Source organism: Pantoea sp. UBA7232 (assembly GCF_002473195.1).
Classification (GTDB): Bacteria; Pseudomonadota; Gammaproteobacteria; order Enterobacterales; family Enterobacteriaceae; genus Pantoea; species Pantoea eucrina.
Genome location: NZ_DKTK01000008.1, coordinates 147,441 through 169,418, shown reverse-complemented (window position 1 = coordinate 169,418; position 21,978 = coordinate 147,441). Strand labels below are relative to the sequence as shown.

Below are 21,978 nucleotides of genomic sequence, written 5' to 3'. Positions count from 1 at the left end.
CTGTGGTATCCAGACCAATTAAAGCGGCGTTATGGCTGCGCAACACTTTCCAGCAGACCGCCGAAGAGCAGAGTAAACGCCTGAATAGCTTTTGGTAATGCCTGTTGTGGATTACCGCTGGCAGCGACCCATAGCGCGGCATTCAGTGCCGCGCCATTTAACAGCCACGCAGCCGCATCCGCATCGACTGGTTTGATTACGCGACGTTCAATCAGATCGGTAATACTCTCACGCGTAGCACTGAGGCAGTTATTCTGACTCGGCCATTTTGCAGGATCGCCAAGAAAAGCGGGACCATCAAGCAGCACAATGCGCCGGACCTCTTCATCCAGCGCCATCCTGATATAGGCTATCCCTTCAGCCAGGAGCGTTTGCTGGTCGTTATCGGAGTGAACCGCTTCACGTTTAGCGCGTTGCGCCATTTCAGAATCAATCTGCGTCACTACCGCGGCGAGCAAGCCTTTTTTATCCCCAAAGTTATGGTAAAGCGCCCCGCGCGTCAGACCGACACTGGCAGTCAAATCGTCCATTGATGCAGCTGCAAATCCCTTTTCAGCGAACGCTTTGCGCGCTGCTGAAATCAACTTTTTCCGGTTTTCTTCCATCGTTTCTGTGCGGCGTCTGGTAACCATATACTTCTCCTGCTGCTAACGCCGCGCATGCCATTTGACATACGCAGCGTATGTGTGATTAATTTTACATACGCCGCGTATATTAATTGTTTTATTTATGCTGCGCATCTCCTGTTGCTCTCCCACAAAGGAGTCCCTGTGACCCAGCCAACACCCGTTTTTCCTGCTCATCGCCACGCTCTTTATGAACAGCATGGTTATTCTGCAGCAATCCGCTCTGGCGATTTATTATTTGTTTCCGGGCAGGTGGGTAGCCGCGACGACGGCACCCCGGAGCCGGACTTTGCAACCCAGGTACAGCTTGCCTTTGAGAATCTCAGAGCCACGCTCGCTGCGGCAGGATGTACGTTCAAAGATATGATTGATGTGACTACTTTTCATACCGACCCGGAAAACCAGTTTTCAACCATCATGCAGGTGAAACAGGCTCTTTTCCCGGCGCCGCCCTACCCCAACTGGACCGCCGTGGGCGTTAACTGGCTGGCAGGGTTTGATTTTGAGATAAAGGTTATCGCCCGCATTCCTGAGTCTCAGGCATAAAAACGTTGCAGAGCAATATCAGGGAGAGCCAGCTTACGGCTCTCCCTTTTTGATCCGCTCAGTCAGCATTGCATAGCTGTCTGTCGCCCCGGTGATAGCCTCCTGCTAAAAAAACGTTGACGAGGTAGAACGATCGTTCTACCTTAAGGCCATGAACAAAACATCAGTCAGTACCCGGGAAAAAATTCTCAGGAGCGCTGAGCAGCTGATTTATCAGAACGGTATCCACGCCATGGGCATGGATCTTCTGGTCAAAACCTCAGGCGTCGCCAGAAAAAGTATTTATCATCACTTCGCCAGTAAAGAGGAGGTGGCATCAGCCGCGCTGAGCGTGCGCGATGAGCAGTGGATGGCGTGGTTCAGAAGCGCGTCCGATCAAGGCAATACGCCGCAGGATCGCGTTCTGAATATGTTTACCGCGCTGAAAAGCTGGTTTGAGTCAGAGGGTTTCCGCGGCTGCGCATTTATCAACACCGCCGGTGAGACAGGCAACCCTGACGATACCGTTCGCCAGATAGCGAAAACCCACAAGCAGAAGTTACTGGATTACGCCCTGGAGCTCAGCAAAGAGATGAATGTTGCACATCCCGAGGCGCTGGCCAGACAGCTGCTGATTCTGATAGAGGGCGCCATTACCGCGTCCTATGTTATGGGGAGCGGGAGCGCGGCCGACGACGCACGGGATATTGCGAAAATGCTGCTGGAGCAGGTTTCCTGAAGCCTGCGTACTCATCAAATTTGAATTAACAGGAGTTTTACCATGTCTGATTCATACCAACGCCCGCCGCTTCCTCCTTTCACCCGCGAAAAGGCCATCGAAAAGGTGCGCCTGGCTGAAGATGGCTGGAACAGCCGCGATGCGGCTAAAGTCGCACTGGCTTACTCAGCGGACACACAATGGCGCAACCGCACCGAGTTTGCTCATAACCGTGAAGAAGCCGAAGCGTTTCTGGCCCGTAAATGGAAAAAAGAGCTTGAGTATCGTCTTATCAAGGAGCTCTGGGCGTTTGATGGCAACCGCATTGCTGTCCGCTACGCCTATGAATGGCGCGATGATTCAGGTAACTGGTTCCGCTCTTACGGCAATGAAAACTGGGAGTTTGAAGGCGATGGCCTGATGAAGCGCCGTTTTGCCTGTATCAACGATATGCCTATCAAAGAGAGCGAACGCAAATTTTTCTGGCCGCTGGGACGTCGTCCGGACGATCATCCGGGGCTGACTGCGCTGGGGTTGTAACGGCGGCAGGGCAGCTCGCGTGACTGCCCTGCTGCATGGGTTTATCAGCAGCTGGCTTTAGCGAGGTAGCGCTGCATTTCATCAGCAGGAACCATGCCGCCACCTGTCGCCCAGACAAGCTGCGTGGCCTGCTGCAGCTGCTGCGGAGTGATGCCCTGCTGTGCCAGATAAGCGGGGCTTGCCGCGATGCGCTGCGGCCCCTGCATGCCCGCCAGCGCGGAAGGTTCCAGCTGAATACCTTCCGTTTCATCCAGCATGGCAAGCAGCGTAAACAGGGTGCGATCGCTGAGCGTATAGCAGCCGTCGATCAGCTGCGCCATCGCCCGGCCGACAAAGCCGGAGGCGCGGCCCACCGCCAGTCCATCCGCAGCGGTTTTATTGTCGATACCGATATCCTGCACCGCAATACCATCGTGCAGGCCGGTGCTCATTCCCAGCAGCATACAGGGTGAATGGGTTGGCTCCGCAAAAAAGCAGTGAACGTTATCGCCAAAAGCCAGCTTCAGGCCAAAAGCGACGCCTCCCGGGCCGCCACCCACGCCACAGGGCAGATACACAAAAAGCGGATGGGAGGCATCCACAGTAATGCCTTTCTCCTTCAGCTGCTCTGGCAGGCGCAGGCCGGCAACGGCATAGCCCAGAAACAGCGTGCGTGAATTTTCATCATCAATAAAGAAGCAGTCGGGATCGGACTCCGCCGCTTTGCGGCCCTGCTCCACGGCGACGCCGTAATCCTGCTCATACTCAATCACGTGCGCTCCACGCCTGCGCAGCAGCGCTTTCTTCCACTGACGCGCATCTGCCGACATATGAACGGTAACATGAAACCCGAGGCGGGCACTCATTATGCCGATCGAAAGGCCCAGGTTGCCCGTTGAACCTACTGCTATTTTATGCTGGCTGAAAAACTGACGGTGCGCCGGAGAAAGCAGCTGGCTGTAGTCATCGGCTGGCGTGATAAGCCCCGCCTCCAGCGCCAGCTTCTCTGCGTGCGCGAGAACTTCGTAAATGCCGCCGCGCGCTTTGATGGAACCTGAAACGGGCAGATGGCTATCTTTTTTCAGCCAGAGTCTGCCTGGCAGCGGCGCACGCTGCGCCAGCCGCGCCTGCATCGCGGGTAGAGGTACCATATCTGACTCAATAATACCGCCGCTTTCAGCCGTTTCCGGAAAGGCGGCGGCGATCAGCGGAGCGAAACGGCGCAGGCGGGCTTCGGCATCTTCAGCCTCTTCACGCGTCAGTCCCGTATGCAGGAGCCCCCTTTCTGCCGTCGTCACCTGATCGTTAAACCAGATGGTTTCACGTAGCGCCCTCAGATCGCTTACCGCCGGTACAGACCGGAGTTTTTCAGTTAAATCAGTCATGGTTACTCTCATTCAGCCCGACGCATCAAAAGAAAACAGAGCGTTATTTATATGCACGCGGCTGCGCGGTGACAAACGATGGTTTTTCAACTTAACATGAGCTCAGCTAACTCAACAGGCGAGCACGCATTGTGCATTTTTATCTGCAACGTCCACGCCGGTTAAATAACTAATCGCTAAATCAGCAGCTTAAACAGTAAAGGTGAAAAATGTGTTCTCTGAGATGCGTGAAATAGAGGGTGGCCAGCTGGGACGTCTTTTCACCTTTGAAGCCGCTGCCCGCCACGGCTCGTTTGCCGGAGCGGCGGCGGCGCTGGCACTGACGCCCAGCGCTGTCAGCCACCGTATCAGCCAGCTGGAAAGAGAGCTCGGTATCTCGCTGTTCACCCGTTTACACCGCAGGGTGCTGCTGACCGAAGAGGGTGAGCGGATCTTCAATGCCATGAGTACCTCACTCGACTACCTCAACCGGGAAATTCAGGGCATCAGAAATCAGGGATCCAGCGGAAGGCTTACGGTTTACAGTCGCCCGTCGTTTGCGCACGCCTGGCTTGCACCGGCGGTGGCCTCTTTTCTGGAGCAAAACCCCGCTATCGATCTCGTTATTAATACCGGAAACGAACCGGTCGACCTGCATAAAATGGGTGCCGATCTGGCCATCTGTTTTGATGCTGACGTGCCGGACAGATTTCACCTGGACCCGCTGATGGATGAACATATTATTCCGGTTTGCAGCCCGCGCTACGCTGCACAATTCAGGCTGACGGACTGCCCGGAGAATCTCCGGAGCTGTCGCCTGCTGCACGATCGTCAGGCGTGGAGTATCGATTCCGGAGAAAATGAGTGGCGGTTGTGGGCAGCGCATTTTGACGTGGATATTACGGCAGCGCGCCGTGCCGAATTCGATCAGGCAGAGCTTGCGGTTGCTGCAGCGATAAACCATGCCGGCATCGCGATGGGACGTAAGGCGCTGGTGAAACAGCGTATCGCCTCTGGCGAACTGATAACGCCTTTCCCGCGCCTGGCGCTGCTGTGCAGCGAACGGTATTACATCGCTACCCGCGCCGACAGACGCTGGCCAAAAACAGAAACCTTTATCCGCTGGCTGCAGGGAACCGTGGCGAAAGAGAAATAATTACGCTCATAGTATCGTCACGCTGGCAGAGCAGGATCACGGCGTAAACCGCGCTATTTTTAAGCAGATCGGGTATAATAGCCGGACACTTGCCCACCCTTTTTATCCTCAGCGAAACAGGCATATGGCATTTCAGAATCCGGCTCAAAACTTTATCGAAGCGCGCCTGAACCTGGGTGATATCGTCTCGCTGTCGCCCTGGTCCACCTACCTGATGCGCAGTGATACAGCCTGCCCGGAGGCGGGCATCGTCAAAGGCTCAGTGCTGGCAGTTGATCGGGCACTGACGCCGCGGCACGGTCAGATTATTGTGGCGGAATTTGAGGGTGAACTGGTGCTGCGCAGGTTGCTGCTGAAACCCGTTCCGGCGCTGCAGTCGCTGGAGCGGTCCGATGCTATCGTTCTGCTCGACGAGAACCAGCCGCTGCCGGTGTGGGGCGTGGTGGCTTATGCGCTTAATGATATCGCGGGCCAGGGTTTCACCGGGCCTGCAGGAGAATAGGTATGTTTGCGCTTGCTGATGCCAACAATTTTTACGCCTCCTGTGAAACCATTTTCAGGCCCGATCTGCGCGGCAAACCCGTTTGCGTGGTATCAAATAATGATGGCTGCGTGATTGCCCGTTCAGCTGAAGCAAAGCGCATGGGTATAAAGATGGCCGCCCCCTGGTTTAAGCATGAACGCTATTTTCGTGACAATGGCGTACACGTTTTCAGTTCTAACTATGAGCTTTATGGCGATATGTCGGCGCGGATGATGGCAATACTCGATGAGATGGCTGCCGGGCAGGAAGTCTACTCTATCGATGAAAGCTTTCTTGATGTCACGGGCATCAGCAGTTATATGCCGCTGGAGCGCTTTGGTCAGCAGATGCGCGAGCGCGTTCGCCAGGAAACCGGTCTGACCATAGGCGTAGGCTTTGGCCCGACCAAAACGCTGGCCAAGCTGGCGAATCAGGCGGCCAAGCAGTGGACGAAAACAAACGGCGTGGTCGATCTCTCCGATCCCCTGCGCCAGCAAAAATTGCTGCAGCTGACGCGCATTGGCGATATCTGGGGTATTGGCTGGCGCATCGCCCAGCGTCTGGAAGAGATGGGGATCACCACCGGGCTGCATCTGGCAGAAAGTAATACCAGTACGATCCGCAAAAAATTTGATGTGATTGTTGAGCGCATTGCACGCGAGCTGCGCGGCGAATCCTGTCTGGCACTGGAGGATGCGCCGCCGCCAAAACAGCAGATCGTTAATTCACGCTCTTTCGGGCAGCGCATCACGACGCTGGATGATATGCAGCAGGCGGTTATGGCCTATGCGACCCGGGCTGCTGAAAAGCTGCGCCAGCAGGGCTCCCGCTGCCGTCATCTCACCGTCTCTGTGACGACCGGCCGCTATGGCAACGATCCCAGGTACTCTGCTACCGCGCCCGTCAGCTGGCAATATCCAACGGCGGACACGCGTGACATCGTCGCCTTTGCTCTGCAGGGGCTGAACGCTATCTGGCGCGACGGCTTTCGCTATGCCAAAGCGGGCGAAATGCTGAGCGACTTCTGGCAGTCAGGCAGCACGCAGTTTGATATGTTCAGCCAGCAGCAGCTGCGTGCCAATGCGGATGCGCTGATGACCGCTCTCGACGCCATAAACCGTTCAGGCAAAGGCAAAATCGGTTTCGCCAGCCAGACGACAGGAAACCAGGCGTGGCAGATGAAACGCAACATGCTCTCACCCCGCTATACCACTCGCCTGGCCGATATCCCTGTGATCCGATAGCAGGCTGTCGCGCCACCCGCTCCCGCTGCTGAGTGCTAAAAAGGTGCTCACCGGATTTAAGCAGCAGAAAGCCAGCTGAAGCCGGAGCGCCTCTGACAGTTGTCAGAGGCGCTTTATCTGGCGCAGAACGTTATGCGGAATACAGACGTTACCGACGGGCTGAGCGAGATAACAGAAAGCGTCAGCCCTGCTGCACTGCACGCTGTTCGCTCTCATTCATCGCGCGATGCAGGGTTGCAAGCAGCGGTTCAATATCGAGCGGCTTGGTAAAAATATCAAACGCCCCCTCCTGGAACGTGCTGCGGCAGACGTCAAGCGTACCATACGCGGTCATAAGGATAACCGGCAGCAGCGGATGACGGGCGCGCTGTTCGGTCAGCCAGTTAAGCCCATCCATGCCGGGCAGCCGCACATCCACCAGCAGACAGCCGCGCAGCGGCAGCGCTTCTGCACCGGCAACGGCGTCGAACGTCGCCAGATCGCCGAAGTCAGCCACCTCGTAATATACGGTTTTCAGCAGAAATCCCAGCGACTCCCTTACTGACAAATCATCATCCACTAACCACACTTTCGCGCTCATTCCATTACTCCGCCACCGGGAAAATTAACGTTATCTCTGCACCATATCTGGCGCGATTTATCAGCACCCGCTGACCGTTCAGGTACAGCGCCGGGCGCATTTGCAGAAAAACCTGGTACTGACTGGCGAAGACAGATTGCGGCTGCCAGCCTCTATTTCAGAAAAGTTCGTAGCCTGCCTCAGGGTTGTTCTTCCGTTATCGTGCAGCAGAAGCGACATGTTGCCGTAAGGCTGCAGTGCAATAAGAGAGGTCAGCCTGAACGATAAAAAGTGCCTGCAGCATGGCTGACAACAGCCTGCAGCACGGCTGCCGGAAACCTGTCGCGCGCAGCGCAATGCGCTGTTCCTGAGACGGCAGCGGTGCTTCACTTAAAGATGCGCGATCTTTTCATATCCCTTCCCGGAACGCCATCGGCACAAGTCTGGATAACGCAGCCGCCAATACCACGATTAACTGGGGGATTCGCTTTAAAACATTCAGGCTTCTTTCTGTGGCAGGGGGTGATGCTCAGTCAGCCGTTACCCGCGTGCAGGGTGCTAAAACAGGTCGTATGGTTCGGCTGGCAGCAGCGTAAATGCCCGTTTCATTATGCGCGCCTCCTCTGCCGGACTACGGCCAAACAGGCGTTTAAATTCGCGGCTGAACTGTGAGTCACTTTCGTAGCCTGTACGCGCAGCTGCCCCGGCTGCGGTCAGGTTCTGCTGGATCAGCATCAGTCGTGCACGATGTAAGCGCAGTGATTTAAGATACTGAATGGGTGAAGTTTGTGTAACGGTTTTAAAGTGCAGATGAAAACGCGGCACGCTCATGCCCGCCTCACGGGCAAGTTGCGTAACGTTTATAGGCTGCTGCCAGTTATCATGGATTTGCTGTAGCGCCCGGGCAATGCGGCCAAAATGGCCCTGATACGCCAGCGCGGCGCGTACAGCGGCACCCTGCTGCCCCATCAGAATGCGAAAGCAGATCTCTTCCACACGGGCCGGCCCCAGTATCCGCGCCTCAAGCGGATCCCGTAATGCCTGAAGCAGTGCCAGCGTACTCTGTAGCAGTGTGCTATCCAGCGGCGTGGAGATAATAGCAGCCGTCGCCCTCTCTTCACCCGCAGGCTTTGCCGGCACCTGCGCGATGAGTTTCGCCAGTACGTTAACGTCAAAACGGATCGCCAGGCCCAGCAGCGGCTCAGCGGACGTCGCTTCAGTCTCCGCTGAGAATGGCAGAGGCACAGATAATACCAGATAGTGTTGCGCGTCATAGCGGTAGACATTATCCGCCAGAAAGGCACGCTTAGCGCCCTGGCAGATAATGATGATGCCCGGCTCATAAAGTACCGGCGTGCGCGCCCATTGCTGATTAGCCCGCATAAATAACACGCTATCCAGCAGGGATTTTGTATATCCCTCCTGCGGTGCCAGCTGGTTAAGCAAAGTGCAAATCTGCTGTTGCACGTCATTCATCACACGTTCTCCCGGATAGTTGAATTCCTGCTTAGTCACAAGGCGCAGCGCGCGGCTCGCTCTGCGAGAGGATCAGGCAAAGATGCGCAGTGAATAGGTCTGTTGACGATTGCGGCATTTTTCAACAATAGCAGGGTACTTCACACGAGGAAAAAAAGATGACTGATGCAAAAGCGAAAGTAATTATTCTGACCGGCGCCAGCAGCGGTATCGGTGAAGCCATCGCCCGCTATCTGGCCAGGCAGGGTCACAGGCTGATCCTTGGTGCACGCCGGGCCACACGTCTGGCATCGTTGTGTGATGAGCTGCAGCAGCAGGGTGCCCGGATAGATTATCTGACGACAGATGTGACGCAGCGCGCTGATACACAGGCATTAGCCCGTCTGGCCATTGAAAAATATGGGCGGATTGATGTGATGATTAACAATGCGGGCGTGATGCCGCTCTCTCCGATGGCTTCACTGAAAGTTGAAGAGTGGGACCAGATGCTGAATGTTAATGTGCGCGGCGTGCTTTACGGCATCGCTGCAGTACTGCCCGCAATGCAGCAGCAGCAGGCGGGGCACATTATCAATATCGCGTCAATCGGGGCGCTTACGGTCTCACCCACCGCGGCGGTTTACTGCGCCACTAAATTTGCCGTCCGCGCTATTTCTGAGGGATTACGGCAGGAGTCGTCCGCTCTGCGCGTTACCGTTATCAATCCAGGCGTAGTGGAATCTGAGCTGGCTGACAGCATCACTGACGATGTGGCCCAGGAGGCGATGCGCAGCTTTCGGGCTATCGCCCTTAAACCGGAATCGATAGCGCAGGCGGTCAGCTGGGCTATCGATCAGCCTGGCGAGGTTGACGTCAGTGAAATCACGCTGCGCCCTACTGCCAGCCCGTTTTAAGCCATAAAAATTCTGGCGATTTCAGGCTGAAATTTCAGGCATCGACGCGCGGGCGTCTTTATAACCAGCCCGCGCGCTTCAGCCGCCACCACATAATGCAGCAGATAAGCAGCGTTGATCCCAGCGCCACCGGATAACCAAAATGGCTGTGCAGCTCCGGCATGTCGGAAAAGTTCATGCCATACATACTGAATACAATTGTTGGCACAATCAAAATGGCGCCCCAGCCCGCCAGCTTCTTATTCACTTCACTTTGCTGTACAGAGACCAGCGCGAGGTTGACCTGCATAGCACTGGCCAGCGTTTCACGCATATCCTCTGCATCGATCATGACGTGATGCGCGTGATCCTGCACATCGCGCAGATAGGCGCGCAGATTTTTTGGGATAATATCTTCATGGAAACGAACCAGCTGCGGACAGATTTCAGTGACCGGCATCGCGGCGTTGCGCAGCGCCAGCAGCTGGCGTCGCAGATGGTAGACCTGCTCCAGCGCGTGGTTATCAAAGCGCGTGGAAAACATCCCATCTTCGAGATTACCGATACGCTCGCTGAGCGTTTGTGTGATTTTACTGTAGTTGTCTACGATAAAATCGAGGATACAGTAGAGTGCATAGCCTGGCCCCTGGCACAGCATGGCGTGATTCTTTTCCGCTTTTTCCCGGATTGCGGCATAGCCTTCCCGCGATCCATGGCGTACCGTAATCAGGAAATTTTTGCCCAGAAAGAAGTGCGTTTCACCAAACGTGATGTGCTGCTGCGCCTGCATATACGCAGTTTTGACCACGATAAATACCGATTCGCCATACTGTTCAATCTTAGGACGCTGATGCGCCAGCAGAGCATCTTCGATCGCCAGCTCGTGCAGCCCGAATTCCTCCTGCAGCTTTTGCATAAAAGCGGGTTCGGGCTGGTATAACCCAAGCCAGACGAACGATTTATCTTCTTTCAGGATATCGCTGATCTCTGCAACATCGACATGCTCTTGCCGCTCGCCATGACGATAGACCACGCAGTTGACGATCTCATCTGCATGATTGTCGGTTCGTTCCTGCTTTTCCATTTTTGCCTCAATCCTGCTCTGGCTTACTCTGTCGCTTTCTGAAGGGATCCGGAAGCGACGCTTTATACTGTTAGGGTAGCAAAAGCCGTGGCAGGCGGATATTGCCAGCCTGAAAAGTCGTTACGGCACGCCCAGATAACGCAGTAATCCCGTCATCGCTGCGGCTCCTGCGATAACCAGAATCAACGGCGTCCGTCGCCATGCCAGAAAAACAGCAAACAGAACGCCTGCTACCCGTGCGATGCCGGCAAAGTGCGTTCCTTCAAACAGTGCGGTTGTGACCGCCACCGCCAGCAACAGGACCGTGGCAGCATCTGACAGCATATTGCGCGTTTTTTCTGACATCGGCAGCCGGCTGCCGAGACGGTATCCGGCAAAACGGATAGCGTACGTTCCGACGGCCAGCAGCGCGATACCGGCAATGACCAGACTATTGTCCATCTTTACGCTCCCGCCAGCTCAGCAACCCCAGCAGGGAAAAGAGCACCGGCATTCCTGCCGGTACAAAAGGCGTGACCGCGACAGAGAGTGCGGTCCCGGCCAGCGCCGGAATGCGTGTCCGCCGTTTGCGCAGCGCCGGAAAAATCAGCGCAATCAGGATCGCCGGGAAAACCGCATCCAGCCCGATGGCGGAAACGTCAGGAATAAAGCGGCCAATCATGGCGCCGCCGATAACGGTGAGTGGCCAGACCGCAAAAATACCGAGTCCGCACAGCCAGTAGGCAACCCGGCGCTGCTGCAGCCCCGGTTGCGAGATACCAAATACCACGCTCTCATCGTTCATGATATGGCAGCCAAGGAGGCTGCGGCCTCCCTGCCCCACCAGATCTTTTACCGCAATGCCAAACGGCAGATGGCGCGCATTGACCAGCAACCCGGCGGCGGCGGCAGTGAGCGGGCTTCCGCCACCAGCAACAATGCCGATAAACAGAAATTCCGAAGCGCCTGCCAGCACCAGCGTAGAGAGCGCTATCGGCACCCAGAGCGGAAAACCCTGTGCAGCGGCCAGCGAGCCATAGGAGAGGCCCACAATACCGTCTGCCAGACAAACCAGAACAATCGCTTTTATCACGCCGCGATCAAGCACGTTAATCCCCGCACGCATCACATATTGATCTCATACCGAACAGTAAAGACAGTATAATGAACGTTCAGAAATTGTTTTACAAGATGAACAAACGTTCGATAAAACGAACAGGAGCTGCTGTGACACCACCGATTGATACTATTGCCGCCGGGCTGATCCGCGAGCGGCAGCGTGCCGGACTTTCACTGACTGAAGTGGCTCGCCGTGCGGGTGTGGCAAAATCAACGCTCTCACAACTGGAAGCGGGCAACGGCAATCCCAGTATCGAAACCCTCTGGGCGCTCTGTGTCGCGTTAAATATTCCTTTCGCCCGCTTGCTGGAACCAGAGGTAAAACGTCTGCAGGTTATTCGCAAAGGTGAAGGGATGATTGTGTCGGCTGAACTGGCTGATTATCAGGCGGCTCTGCTCGCCAGCTGCCCGCCAGGCGGGCGACGCGATCTCTATCTGGTGACCAGTCAGCCAGGCGCGCCGCGCGCTTCAAAGCCGCATCCGCCCGGTTCGGTTGAGCACGTTATCATTGCCCGCGGGCGGGCCAGGGTAGGACCCAGCGATGCGCCGGTGGAGCTGAATCCTGGCGATTACATCTGCTATCCCGCTGATGAACCCCACGTGTTTGAAGCACTGGAAGCCGATACCATGGCGGTGCAACTCTCTGAACAGAACTGATATCGCCTGAGCCTGAATAAACGCGTCCTGCCTGACGTGTACGCAACGTTCACTGTAATCAGTAAAGCGCGCCTGCAACAGGCGCGCTTTAAGGCGATCAGCGATTGACCAGTTTTGCCGGCAGAGCCAGCACCAGCAGGCAGCTGAGCAATAAACAGGCAGCAAACAGCCACAGCGCCCCGTCGCTGCTGCCGGTCATATCCAGTGCGATTCCCATAACAGAATTACTGACCAGGCCTGCAATATTGGCAATAGAGCAGGCGAGCGCAAAACCTGCGGCGGCGGCAGTACCGGTCAGGAAGGTTGCGGGCAGGCTGAAGAAAACCGGCACGGCACCAATAATCATCGCCTGCGCAATGGAAAACAGCAGCACGGTTACAGCCACATTACTGCTCCAGAAGGGCGCGCAGGCCATTGCGGCTGCACCGATGATAAAAGGGACAATGATATGCCAGCGGCGTTCGCGCAGCCTGTCTGAGCTGGCGCCAATCAGCAGCATGCCAGCCAGCGCGGCCAGACTCGGTATCGCCGTAAGATAACCAATCGTGGTGAGATCGGTGGAGCCTGCTTTTTTCAGCAGCGTCGGTAACCAGAAGCCCATTGCGTAAGCGCTGAGCAGTATGGAGAAATCGATCCCACCCAGCATCACCACCCGCAGATTAAGCAGACCATCCCGCAGTCGGTGTTTCGCCTCAGCAGCTTCACCTGCATCGCTGCGGAGTTCATCAGCAATGACCTGTTTTTCCTGAACGCTCAGCCAGGATGCCTCCGCAGGGCCATCCGGCAGCATTCGCAGCGTCATCAGCCCCAGCAGAATACTCGGCAGGCCCTCCAGCAGAAACAGCCACTGCCAGCCATGCAGCCCGTGCAGTTTGTCAAAGTGCGTCATGATCCAGCCAGAGAGAGGGCCGCCGATGATGCTGGAAAGTGGCAGACCCAGCATAAACAGCGCAATAATGCGGCCGCGTCGCCATGAGGGAAACCAGCGGGTCAGATAAAACAGCACGCCCGGCAGAAACCCTGCCTCTGCCACGCCCAGTAAAAAGCGGATCGTGTAGAACTGACCGGGGGTTTTGACCAGCAGGGTTAACGCAGAGAGCACTCCCCAGCTGATCATGATCCGCGCGATCCAGATCCGTGCGCCGGTGCGTTGCAGAAACAGGTTGCTTGGCACTTCAAACAGAATGTAACCCACAAAAAACAGACCCGCACCCAGACCAAACGCCGTTTCGCTTAGCGCTAAGTCGCTTGCCATCTGCAGCTTGGCAAAACCAATATTAATGCGATCCAGGTAGGCTGCCAGATAACACAGGCAGAGAAACGGGATCAGTTTTAACGTTATTTTTCGATAGATGGCGGCACTTTCCCGCCGCGACTGGATTACTGAAGGATCGGCTACTGTGCTCATCACTCTCTCCGCGTACCATGACTCGGAACAGGGACGGTCAACCGGGTAGTGTGTCACCCGTTCGCATAAATATGACCGCGCGAGAGTAGCGGTAATTATCACCCTGCGCCACTACTTCCTGCGGCGGGCGAGCGGCGTGGCGGTAACGGGGAGATCGGCGTCGCGGATCACACCAGCGTGTCCCTGCAAACGCAGCAGGCGCGCGGGATCAAGCAGCGAGCGGGCGCCGCTGTCCCCTTTTAACTGACGAAGCGCCGGGCCATATTCTGTCGCAAAGCCTACCGGGTGGCCGGGTTTGTCCTGCCAGCAAAAACGGGCCTGGGTGGCCCCTTCGGAGAGTGCGCCAGCGATACGCTGATGATCTTCTGCCGTAACCCATGCCATATCGCCAGGCTGAACCAGCCAGCCAGACCAGTGCGGCACAGCGCGAACGGCAGCGGCAATCGTCTCGCCGCTGCCTGCACTGCTGACACACAGCACCGGTATCGCCTGCGCGGCAGCCAGCGCCCGTATTGCGGTATATTCAGGTCGCGTTACCAGCAGAAGCGGCAGGCCGCTGCGTTGTGCTGCATGCAGCGTCATACCGAGCACAGGATGGGGTGTTCCGGTGCTGTCAGGCAAGAGGGCAAGCAGCTTATTGCCTTTTCCGCCCGCCTGCTGAAAACGTGTTCCCTGCCCTGCTGCAAGGATGATAATGCCCGGACTTTTCATGTTGCTGGCTACCTGAAAATCGTGAGGCGCACAGTATTGCGCGCCTCAGGGCAGTTAGCGACGGTTTTTCCATACTGTCTGGATATTGCAGAACTCGTGTACGCCAAAACTGGAGAGCTCACGGCCATAGCCGCTCTTTTTAACGCCGCCAATCGCGACGCGCGGATCGGATGCGCCGTTGCCGTTGATAAATACCGCTCCTGTTTCCAGCCGCTCTGCCAGCCAGCTGGTCACCGACTCATCGCGGCTCCAGACGGTGGCACTCAGACCGAAATCGCTGTTGTTAGCCAGCGCAAGGGCGTGTTCTGCATTACGCGCCGTAGTGATTGCCGCGACCGGGCCAAATATTTCCTGCTGAAATGCTGTCATCTCCGGCGTCACATCAGCCAGAATGGTAGGGGCATAGTAATTTCCTTCCCCCTCAATTTTATGACCGCCCAGCACCAGACGTGCGCCCTCTTTGAGCGTTTGCTGCACCTGCCCATCCAGTTCATCACGCAGATCGTAGCGTGCCATCGGACCGATAAAGGTCTGCTCATCAAGCGGATCGCCAATTTTTAGTGCGGCTACGGCCTGGCTGAAACGCGCTTCAAACTCGGCGGCGATACTCTCTTCGATGATAAAGCGCTTCGCTGCCATGCAAACCTGTCCGGTATTCTGATAGCGGCCCACCACGGCTGAAGCGACAGCAGCGTCAAGATCTGCGTCGGCCAGTACGATGAAAGGATCGGCACCGCCCAGCTCCAGTACTGTTTTCTTCAGTACCACACCGGCCTGTGCTGCGATAGCGGCGCCTGCGCGTACGCTCCCGGTGACTGCAACGGCTGCAACGCGTGAATCGCTGATTGCTGCTGAAACGCCGTCGTTGTCCGTATTGATAACGGTAAAAGCACCGTGCGGCAGTTCTGTTGCCTCAAACAGTTCAGCCATCAGATAAGCCGATCCCATTACGCTGGGTGCATGTTTTAACAGATAGGTATTGCCGGCAAGCAGCATGCTGACAGCGCCACGCAGCACCTGCCAGTAAGGAAAATTCCACGGCATCACAGCCAGTATGACGCCCAGTGGTCTGAATGACTGCCACGCCTGCTGACCTTCTACCGGAGCTGGTTTATCAGCAATCATGGCCGGGCCATGTTCGGCATACCAGTCACATAAGCTGGCACATTTCAGGACTTCTGCACGTGCCTGGGCAACAGGTTTACCCATTTCCCGTGTTGCCATAGTGGCCAGTTCATCCTGACGCTGACGCAGCTGTTCACCCAGCTGACACAGTACCTTCACACGCTGTTCAATCGTTGTATTACGCCACAGCTCAGCGGCTTCAGCGCTCTGTGCAAGGGAGCGATCAAGTTCCTCAGCGGTCTGAAGTGGATACGTTGCGAGAATGGCACCCGTTGCAGGATTACGTGAAATTACATGGTCAGTCATCAGAATTCCTCAGTACATGGCTGTTGATCGTGCCTGTTACAATACGCCTGATTACTATTGATATAAAATGAATAATATTGAGCAAGTTGTTCTCTTATTGAAAGCAATTAAGAGAGAGTGTCTGCCGTGGGATCCTGAGTTATCCACTTATACATAAACCAGATCCTAATAAGAGATCATAAAGAGATCAAAGATAGATCCTAAGAGATCCCCGATCGTCGCAGGCCGCACCACACAAGGCCTCAAAGGGTGATCGTGTTCACTATAATCAGTAAAGCATTCACTGTAATCAGTGCTATATTCACTATACTCTGTGGAATGTTCACTATAATCAGTGCTAATGTTCACTGTAATCAGAAAACGATCCCTTTCATCCACAAAATGAAGATCTCATGCCATGGCAGACAAAGAGAGTAAAAACAAGGCGTTACTGGAACCTTTTCTGTCGGTGACAAAAAACAGTGGCGAAGTTATCCAGCTCCATCCTAACAAGAATAATACTGTCCAGCCTGTGGCACTGATGCGTCTGGGATTGTTTGTGCCCACCCTTAAATCCACTGCTCGCGGCAAATCCGGGGCTATGGCCTCCACTGATGCGACCAAAGAGCTGAAAAACCTCTCGCTGGTAAAAGCGGAAGGGTATGAGAAGATCACCATAACCGGTGCCAGACTGGATATGGATAACGATTTCAAAACCTGGGCAGGGATTATTCAATCTTTCTCCCGTTATCCGACCAAAGGCGACACGGTCACGCTACCTTTTATCGATTTCGTTAAGATGTGTGGTATTCCGTCAGCGAACTCCTCTGCAGCCCTGCGCAGGCGCCTGGATGCCTCATTACGGCGCATTGCAACCAATACGCTCTCTTTTGAAGGTAACGGCAAGGCTTATCATACTCACCTTGTACAATCTGCCTATTACGATCGGGAAAAAGATCTGGTTCGCATTCAGGCCGATCCGAAGCTGTTTGAGTTATATAACTTTGATCACAAGGTTCTGCTTCAGTTGCGGGCCATTTCGCGCCTGAAACGTAAAGAGTCTGCTCAGGCGCTCTATACCTATCTGGAAAGCCTTCCTGTTAATCCGGCCCCTATCTCGCTGGCGCGACTGCGTATGCGTCTTAACCTGGGATCGAAAACCACCACGCAGAACCATGTGGTGCGGCGTGCTATGGAGCAGCTGAAAGAGATAGGCTATCTCGACTATTCCGAGATTAAGCGTGGACGTTCCGTGTTTTTCATCATCCATAGCAGGACGCCCAAGCTGGATGGTATCGGAAATCTGGAGAGCATCGACGTGCTGGATGAGATCGAGTTTGACGACGAGTCGTGATGTTCACTGTAATCAGCAAAGCATCTTTTCCCGCCGCTGTGCCGTATCAGCCGTGCAGCGCTACTCTGCTCCTTAATGTTCCCCATGCAGGCTGGCTGTTCACTGTAATCAGTAACGTTCACTGTAAACAGCAGGCTTCTTTAGCCAGGCTGGGAACAATCAGGCACGGTATTCAACAGACGTGGCATAAATTGATAGTAAGCACTAACATACCTTTTCAGATAGCTTAATCCCGCTCTGTTTACTGATTACAGTGAACGCCTGCTAACCCTCTGCCCTGCCCTGCTGTGACCACTGTATAGAGTACACAGCTGCTGTTCACTGTAATCAGCAGAGGGCCAGATAGCGTTACGACAGCTGAAAGCAATACCTTTTACGGCCCGCTCTATTGCCCAGGCCACCTGCGGACCTGTCTGCTGATTATAGTGAACGCTGCCAGCGATAAGACGGGCCGTTACTGACTACAGTGAATGTGGCCAGGCTTTACTGCAGTGAGAGCGGGCATCCGCTACTGATTACAGTGAACGTGCTGCGTATAGACGATCCAGGCGCCGGTGATACTAAATGACCGCGCCCTGTGGCTCTCCTGATTACAGTGAACGTTACAGCCAGAGAGAGGCTAATTTGCCGGAGAATGCTGACTACAGTGAATGCTGCCGAAGAGGGTCTCCTCTGTTTTTAACAGCTGACTACTGACTACAGTGAACGTGCAGAGAGATACCGGCCAGAGCCTGCTTCACACAGCGTGTTTGCAGCAGCCTGCAGTGAATCTTTTACTGATTACAGTGAACGCTGCGCCCTCATTTACTGATTACAGTGAATCTTTGGACTTCCGACTTATATCTGAACGCCTGCAACTTTACGTTTGCTGATTACAGTGAACGTTTAGCGGCTACTGATTACAGTGAATGCTGCGGGCAATACATTCTGCAGGCATAATTAAGCATTCCGGTTTACAGGATAAGTAATTGCCTTATGTGCAGGATTTAAGTATAAAGTCATAAATCCTACATGTGTGGAGCAGGTATGGCTAATGATGAGAAGCAGATTCTGAAGGTTGCTCAACGTTCAGAAAGAATGCTGATGAGTCTCACCGAGCAGATTCAGGCGCAAAAAGAAGAACTCAAAGAAAATACGTTTTATCAGGTCTATGCGAAAGCCGCGCTGGCTAAACTGCCAAAACTGACGCGCGCCAGCGTTGATTATGCGGTCAATGAGATGGAAGAAAATGGCTACGTGTTTGATAAACGCGCTGCCGGCAGCTCCACCAAATATGCGATGTCGATTGAAAACATTGTCGATATCTACCATCACCGGGGCGTACCTAAATATCGCGATCGCCACGCGGAAGCCTATACTCTCTTCGTTGGCAATCTGAAAGGTGGCGTCTCCAAAACGGTCTCAACCGTCTCGCTGGCACATGCGCTGCGGGCGCATCCGCATCTGCTGTTTGAAGATTTACGTATTCTGGTCATCGATCTGGATCCGCAATCTTCGGCCACCATGTTTCTGAATCATGAACGTTCAGTGGGTCTGGTAGAAGCCACTGCCGCCCAGGCGATGCTGCAGAATGTCAGCGGCGAAGAGCTGAAAAGCGACTTTATTGTGCCCTCAATCATCCCGGGCGTGGATGTACTGCCCGCTTCAATTGATGATGCGTTTATCGCTTCACGCTGGGAGGAGCTTTGTCATGAACACCTGCCAGGGCAGAACGTGCACGCTGTGCTGTATGAAAACGTTGTGGCAAAGCTCAAAAAAGATTACGACTTCATTTTTATTGATAGCGGCCCGCATCTGGATGCGTTTCTCAAAAATGCGATTGCTGCTTCTGATTTGCTGATGACGCCCGTTCCGCCTGCGCAGGTCGATTTTCATTCAACGCTCAAATACCTTACCCGACTGCCTGAGCTGGTAGAGATTATTGAAGCCTCAGGGGCTGAATGCCGGCTGCAGGGCAATATCGGCTTTATGTCGAAACTCTCCAACAAAGCCGATCATAAGATGTGCCACAGCCTGGCTAAAGAGATTTTCGGTGGCGATATGCTGGACGCGGCGCTGCCGCGGCTTGACGGATTTGAGCGCTGCGGTGAGTCGTTTGATACGGTGATTTCAGCTAACCCTTCTACCTATGTGGGCAGCAGTGAGGCACTGAAAAACGCGCGATCGGCTGCAGAGGATTTTGCCAAAGCCGTATTTGACCGTATTGAATTTATTCGCTTGAACTGAGGTTAAGATGAGCGCAAAACGCATTACTATTGGCCGTACTTTCAGCCAGTCACCTCTGCAAAATGAACACACTGCTGCAGAACATACGCAAACGTTTGTGCTGAATACCGGCAAACGTGCGCTGTTCTCACTTCAGCACGTCTCTGCCCGCGATGTGGAAGCAAAGACTTTTGTCGTGCAGGAGACCAACGGTCGCGACCAGTCTGGCCTGACGCCAGAATCGCTGCGTGACATCATTCGTACGATTAAACTGCAGCAGTTTTTTCCCGCCATCGGGGTAAAGCGCGGTGAGCGCATCGAAGTACTTGATGGCTCCCGCCGTCGCGCTGCCGCGCTGCTCTGCAAAACGGGTCTGAGCATACTGGTGACTGATGAGGATATCTCTGCCGAAGAGGCACGTCGCCTGGCTCAGGATATTCAGACTGCGCGTGAGCATAATTTGCGTGAAGTAGGTCTGCGCCTGCTGGCTCTAAAGCAGAGTGGCCTGTCGCAAAAAGAGATTGCTGAGCAACAGGGACTGTCACAGGCGAAAGTGACACGCGCCTTACAGGCCGCGAGTGTGCCGGCTGAACTGATCATGCTGTTTCCTAACCATGCTGAACTCGCCTATCCGGACTATAAGCTGCTGCTGCAGGCATGTGAAAGGCTTCAGGAGAAGCAACAGAGCATAACCACGCTGGTAGAGACTATCAGCGCGGATATTGATGAGATTGCCTCTGAAGATGGCCTGGCTGAAGATGAAGTGAAGAATGCCATTTTGCGTCTGGTGCGCAATGGCAGTAACGCACTGCTTGAGGCTCCGGGAAAAGAGAAAGTCGTGACGACGTCGCTCTGGGACTTTGCTGACAAAGATCGCTTTGCCCGGAAAAAATCCAAAGGGCGCACCTTCAGTTATGAATTTAATCGCCAGCCTAAAGAGCTACAGGATGAGCTGGATAAGGTCATCAGCAGCACGCTTGCTAAATATCTGGAGCAGTAATCATACCGCCTGCAGGCGGTTTATTTGCTTTCGCCACCCCTTTTTCACGCCTAAGTGATTGTCAGTTATAGATTTGAGCTAAAAATTTCAGCCTGAAATCGCCACTGTTTCAGGCTGTTTTACGTAACAAAAGAGAGCCTTTATCCGGCAGTATGACGCATTCCGTTACAACCGCACCCGCATGGACCCTGCTCCGGCTTTACCAGTTATGATAAATTAGATGATAATAATTACTATTCAGTAACGAACGGAGTTCAAATGAAAGTTATTTGCGGCGTGGCGCTGAGCCTGGGTGTGGCTTTATCAGCGTCAGCCACCACCTATCCACTGACCATCACCGATCTGGATGGACAGCAACATACGTTTTCTAAAGAGCCTCGCCATATTATTTTACAGGATGGGCGTGATGTACTGACGCTGGCTCTGCTCGATCGTGATAATCCTTTTGAACGCGTTGTAGCCTGGAATAACCTGCCTAAAAAACAGGATACGCAAACCTGGGAAATGCTGAAAGCACGCTGGCCGCAGGCGGAAAAAATTGTTGATATGGGATTCAACGATCAGGGTCAGGTCAACCTTGAAAGCGTGCTGGCGCAGCAGCCGGATGTGATGATTGCACAGTTACGTGCAAAACCGGCGTTGATCCAGTCTGGTGTGGTCAGGACGCTTGAAAATCTGCACATCCCGGTTGTGTTTGTAGACTATGAACTGCACCCGGCGCAGAACACAGCTAAAAGTGTTTCTCTGCTTGGGCAGATCCTTAACCGCGAAGAGCAGGCCCGGGACTATACAACTTTCTATCAGCAAAAAATGTCCGCTATTACGAATAAAGTCAGCGGCATTGAAAAGAAACCCACGGTGTTTATCGAGCCTATTGCCGGCAACAGCGATAACTGCTGTTTTACGCACAGTCATAACGGCTGGGGCGGACTGGTCGAAGCGGTAGGAGGCAAAAATATCGGTTCTGCACTTTTACCGGGCAACTCAGGTTTTGTTTCGCTGGAAAAAATCATCGCGATGAAGCCTGATGTCTATATCATGACCGGTTCTAAACGGCCTAACAGCAACGTGTTACCGTTTGGCTATGGGGTTAAGCCTCAGGAGGTCACTGCAACCTTCCAGACCCTGACGCGCCGTACCGGCGTGGCACAGATTGAGCCGGTGAAGCAGAACCGGGCCTATGGTATCTATCACCATTTCTACAACCATCCGTGGAATATCATCGGCATGGAGATCCTGGCGAAAGATCTCTATCCGCAGCAGTTTGCCGCGCTGAATCCGGTTGCCGATTATCACCAGCTGGTTAAAACCTTCACGCATCTGCCAGATGACGCTATTACCCTGAGCTATCCTGACAATAACTGATTGAGCCGGGCGGCCTTAATGCGCCGCCGGCAGCCTTCTTTGCCTGGCATCTTCCGCTGTGCAACTCATCTTATTCACTGTAATCAGTAAACCATACAGATGCT

The 21,978-nt window shown here is 54.3% G+C and carries 22 protein-coding genes; 12 read left to right on the top strand and 10 right to left on the bottom strand.

Annotation, left to right across the window (positions count from 1 at the left end; all coding sequences use genetic code 11):
• Positions 1-29 precede the first annotated feature (29 nt).
• The gene (locus B4056_RS08745) at positions 30-632 is read right to left on the bottom strand and encodes a TetR/AcrR family transcriptional regulator (RefSeq protein WP_113655301.1); all 603 of its coding nucleotides are present in this window, start codon (positions 630-632) and stop codon (positions 30-32) included.
• 138 nt (positions 633-770) lie between these two features.
• Between B4056_RS08745 and B4056_RS08740 the strand changes: the two genes are divergently transcribed.
• From B4056_RS08740 to B4056_RS08730, 3 genes are all read left to right on the top strand, one after another.
• Entirely contained in the window at positions 771-1,172 is a 402-nt protein-coding gene (locus tag B4056_RS08740) for a RidA family protein (protein WP_094110787.1), read from the top strand.
• A gap of 151 nt (positions 1,173-1,323) precedes the next feature.
• Entirely contained in the window at positions 1,324-1,890 is a 567-nt protein-coding gene (locus B4056_RS08735; RefSeq protein ID WP_288654436.1) for a TetR/AcrR family transcriptional regulator, read from the top strand.
• 42 nt (positions 1,891-1,932) lie between these two features.
• Positions 1,933-2,409 carry a DUF1348 family protein gene (locus tag B4056_RS08730; protein WP_288654435.1) on the top strand — a complete coding sequence of 159 codons (477 nt, stop codon included), beginning with the start codon at positions 1,933-1,935 and terminating at the stop codon, positions 2,407-2,409.
• A gap of 44 nt (positions 2,410-2,453) precedes the next feature.
• Here B4056_RS08730 and B4056_RS08725 read toward each other — a convergent pair whose 3' ends face one another.
• On the bottom strand, positions 2,454-3,773 hold the full coding sequence (locus B4056_RS08725; RefSeq protein WP_071668107.1) for a D-serine ammonia-lyase: 1,320 nt from the start codon (positions 3,771-3,773) through the stop codon (positions 2,454-2,456).
• A 211-nt stretch (positions 3,774-3,984) separates the two neighbouring features.
• On the opposite strand from B4056_RS08725, the gene dsdC reads away from it, so the two are divergent.
• The 3 genes from dsdC (at position 3,985) to umuC (ending at position 6,675) form a co-directional block, all read left to right on the top strand.
• A complete protein-coding gene (gene dsdC / locus B4056_RS08720; RefSeq protein WP_288654433.1) occupies positions 3,985-4,908 on the top strand; it encodes a DNA-binding transcriptional regulator DsdC in 924 nt (307 codons plus the stop codon).
• A 124-nt stretch (positions 4,909-5,032) separates the two neighbouring features.
• Positions 5,033-5,410: a peptidase gene (locus B4056_RS08715; RefSeq protein WP_040113719.1), complete on the top strand. Its 378-nt coding sequence runs from the start codon at positions 5,033-5,035 to the stop codon at positions 5,408-5,410.
• A gap of 2 nt (positions 5,411-5,412) precedes the next feature.
• On the top strand, positions 5,413-6,675 hold the full coding sequence (gene umuC, locus B4056_RS08710) for a translesion error-prone DNA polymerase V subunit UmuC (protein WP_288654432.1): 1,263 nt from the start codon (positions 5,413-5,415) through the stop codon (positions 6,673-6,675).
• A gap of 181 nt (positions 6,676-6,856) precedes the next feature.
• On the opposite strand, the gene B4056_RS08705 is transcribed toward umuC, so the two are convergent.
• Both B4056_RS08705 and B4056_RS08700 read right to left on the bottom strand, forming a co-directional pair.
• Positions 6,857-7,255 (bottom strand): response regulator transcription factor, encoded by a 399-nt coding sequence (locus B4056_RS08705; RefSeq protein WP_288654431.1) that lies wholly within the window; start codon positions 7,253-7,255, stop codon positions 6,857-6,859.
• 537 nt (positions 7,256-7,792) lie between these two features.
• Positions 7,793-8,710 (bottom strand): AraC family transcriptional regulator, encoded by a 918-nt coding sequence (locus tag B4056_RS08700; protein ID WP_040113733.1) that lies wholly within the window; start codon positions 8,708-8,710, stop codon positions 7,793-7,795.
• Between the two features lie 158 nt (positions 8,711-8,868).
• Here B4056_RS08700 and B4056_RS08695 point away from each other — a divergent pair, with 158 nt between their 5' ends.
• On the top strand, positions 8,869-9,603 hold the full coding sequence (locus tag B4056_RS08695) for an SDR family oxidoreductase (protein ID WP_288654430.1): 735 nt from the start codon (positions 8,869-8,871) through the stop codon (positions 9,601-9,603).
• 58 nt (positions 9,604-9,661) lie between these two features.
• Here the strand turns inward: B4056_RS08695 and corA are convergent, their stop codons facing one another.
• The 3 genes from corA to B4056_RS08680 form a co-directional block, all read right to left on the bottom strand.
• Complete coding sequence (gene corA / locus B4056_RS08690) at positions 9,662-10,666, bottom strand: magnesium/cobalt transporter CorA (protein WP_094110794.1); 1,005 nt, start codon at positions 10,664-10,666, stop codon at positions 9,662-9,664.
• 120 nt (positions 10,667-10,786) lie between these two features.
• Positions 10,787-11,107 (bottom strand): AzlD domain-containing protein, encoded by a 321-nt coding sequence (locus B4056_RS08685; protein ID WP_040113737.1) that lies wholly within the window; start codon positions 11,105-11,107, stop codon positions 10,787-10,789.
• Complete coding sequence (locus B4056_RS08680) at positions 11,097-11,771, bottom strand: AzlC family ABC transporter permease (protein ID WP_040113744.1); 675 nt, start codon at positions 11,769-11,771, stop codon at positions 11,097-11,099. Before B4056_RS08680 ends, B4056_RS08685 begins: the two co-directional genes overlap by 11 nt.
• 101 nt (positions 11,772-11,872) lie before the next feature.
• Here B4056_RS08680 and B4056_RS08675 point away from each other — a divergent pair, with 101 nt between their 5' ends.
• On the top strand, positions 11,873-12,421 hold the full coding sequence (locus B4056_RS08675) for a helix-turn-helix domain-containing protein (protein ID WP_040113746.1): 549 nt from the start codon (positions 11,873-11,875) through the stop codon (positions 12,419-12,421).
• 97 nt (positions 12,422-12,518) lie between these two features.
• Here B4056_RS08675 and B4056_RS08670 read toward each other — a convergent pair whose 3' ends face one another.
• The 3 genes from B4056_RS08670 to B4056_RS08660 form a co-directional block, all read right to left on the bottom strand.
• Entirely contained in the window at positions 12,519-13,829 is a 1,311-nt protein-coding gene (locus B4056_RS08670) for an MFS transporter (protein ID WP_094110795.1), read from the bottom strand.
• 111 nt (positions 13,830-13,940) lie between these two features.
• Positions 13,941-14,540 carry a nucleotidyltransferase family protein gene (locus B4056_RS08665; RefSeq protein ID WP_113655285.1) on the bottom strand — a complete coding sequence of 200 codons (600 nt, stop codon included), beginning with the start codon at positions 14,538-14,540 and terminating at the stop codon, positions 13,941-13,943.
• 54 nt (positions 14,541-14,594) lie between these two features.
• Positions 14,595-15,971, bottom strand: a complete 1,377-nt coding sequence (locus B4056_RS08660; protein WP_288654429.1) for an aldehyde dehydrogenase family protein — start codon at positions 15,969-15,971, stop codon at positions 14,595-14,597.
• 397 nt (positions 15,972-16,368) lie between these two features.
• On the opposite strand from B4056_RS08660, the gene B4056_RS08655 reads away from it, so the two are divergent.
• The 4 genes from B4056_RS08655 to B4056_RS08640 all read left to right on the top strand — a co-directional run bounded on the left by B4056_RS08655 (position 16,369) and on the right by B4056_RS08640 (position 21,874).
• Complete coding sequence (locus B4056_RS08655; RefSeq protein ID WP_040113754.1) at positions 16,369-17,304, top strand: RepB family plasmid replication initiator protein; 936 nt, start codon at positions 16,369-16,371, stop codon at positions 17,302-17,304.
• A 1,026-nt stretch (positions 17,305-18,330) separates the two neighbouring features.
• Positions 18,331-19,530, top strand: coding sequence for an AAA family ATPase (locus tag B4056_RS08650; protein WP_071668117.1), 1,200 nt, complete (start codon positions 18,331-18,333; stop codon positions 19,528-19,530).
• 7 nt (positions 19,531-19,537) lie between these two features.
• Positions 19,538-20,509 (top strand): ParB family protein, encoded by a 972-nt coding sequence (locus B4056_RS08645; RefSeq protein ID WP_040113758.1) that lies wholly within the window; start codon positions 19,538-19,540, stop codon positions 20,507-20,509.
• A gap of 258 nt (positions 20,510-20,767) precedes the next feature.
• Positions 20,768-21,874 carry an ABC transporter substrate-binding protein gene (locus tag B4056_RS08640; protein ID WP_071668119.1) on the top strand — a complete coding sequence of 369 codons (1,107 nt, stop codon included), beginning with the start codon at positions 20,768-20,770 and terminating at the stop codon, positions 21,872-21,874.
• Positions 21,875-21,978: the final 104 nt, after the last annotated feature.

What these genes read in the sequence shown, in the direction of transcription:
- B4056_RS08725 (WP_071668107.1), bottom strand. Translation starts at nt 3,773, where the DNA reads ATGACTGATTTAACTGAAAAACTCCGGTCTGTACCGGCGGTAAGCGAT.
- B4056_RS08650 (WP_071668117.1), top strand. Translation starts at nt 18,331, where the DNA reads ATGGCTAATGATGAGAAGCAGATTCTGAAGGTTGCTCAACGTTCAGAA.
- B4056_RS08685 (WP_040113737.1), bottom strand. Translation starts at nt 11,107, where the DNA reads ATGGACAATAGTCTGGTCATTGCCGGTATCGCGCTGCTGGCCGTCGGA.
- B4056_RS08660 (WP_288654429.1), bottom strand. Translation starts at nt 15,971, where the DNA reads ATGACTGACCATGTAATTTCACGTAATCCTGCAACGGGTGCCATTCTC.
- B4056_RS08645 (WP_040113758.1), top strand. Translation starts at nt 19,538, where the DNA reads ATGAGCGCAAAACGCATTACTATTGGCCGTACTTTCAGCCAGTCACCT.
- umuC (WP_288654432.1), top strand. Translation starts at nt 5,413, where the DNA reads ATGTTTGCGCTTGCTGATGCCAACAATTTTTACGCCTCCTGTGAAACC.
- B4056_RS08745 (WP_113655301.1), bottom strand. Translation starts at nt 632, where the DNA reads ATGGTTACCAGACGCCGCACAGAAACGATGGAAGAAAACCGGAAAAAG.
- B4056_RS08640 (WP_071668119.1), top strand. Translation starts at nt 20,768, where the DNA reads ATGAAAGTTATTTGCGGCGTGGCGCTGAGCCTGGGTGTGGCTTTATCA.
- B4056_RS08715 (WP_040113719.1), top strand. Translation starts at nt 5,033, where the DNA reads ATGGCATTTCAGAATCCGGCTCAAAACTTTATCGAAGCGCGCCTGAAC.
- B4056_RS08735 (WP_288654436.1), top strand. Translation starts at nt 1,324, where the DNA reads ATGAACAAAACATCAGTCAGTACCCGGGAAAAAATTCTCAGGAGCGCT.
- B4056_RS08730 (WP_288654435.1), top strand. Translation starts at nt 1,933, where the DNA reads ATGTCTGATTCATACCAACGCCCGCCGCTTCCTCCTTTCACCCGCGAA.
- B4056_RS08670 (WP_094110795.1), bottom strand. Translation starts at nt 13,829, where the DNA reads ATGAGCACAGTAGCCGATCCTTCAGTAATCCAGTCGCGGCGGGAAAGT.
- B4056_RS08680 (WP_040113744.1), bottom strand. Translation starts at nt 11,771, where the DNA reads ATGCGTGCGGGGATTAACGTGCTTGATCGCGGCGTGATAAAAGCGATT.
- B4056_RS08655 (WP_040113754.1), top strand. Translation starts at nt 16,369, where the DNA reads ATGGCAGACAAAGAGAGTAAAAACAAGGCGTTACTGGAACCTTTTCTG.
- B4056_RS08700 (WP_040113733.1), bottom strand. Translation starts at nt 8,710, where the DNA reads ATGAATGACGTGCAACAGCAGATTTGCACTTTGCTTAACCAGCTGGCA.
- corA (WP_094110794.1), bottom strand. Translation starts at nt 10,666, where the DNA reads ATGGAAAAGCAGGAACGAACCGACAATCATGCAGATGAGATCGTCAAC.
- B4056_RS08705 (WP_288654431.1), bottom strand. Translation starts at nt 7,255, where the DNA reads ATGAGCGCGAAAGTGTGGTTAGTGGATGATGATTTGTCAGTAAGGGAG.
- B4056_RS08665 (WP_113655285.1), bottom strand. Translation starts at nt 14,540, where the DNA reads ATGAAAAGTCCGGGCATTATCATCCTTGCAGCAGGGCAGGGAACACGT.
- B4056_RS08695 (WP_288654430.1), top strand. Translation starts at nt 8,869, where the DNA reads ATGACTGATGCAAAAGCGAAAGTAATTATTCTGACCGGCGCCAGCAGC.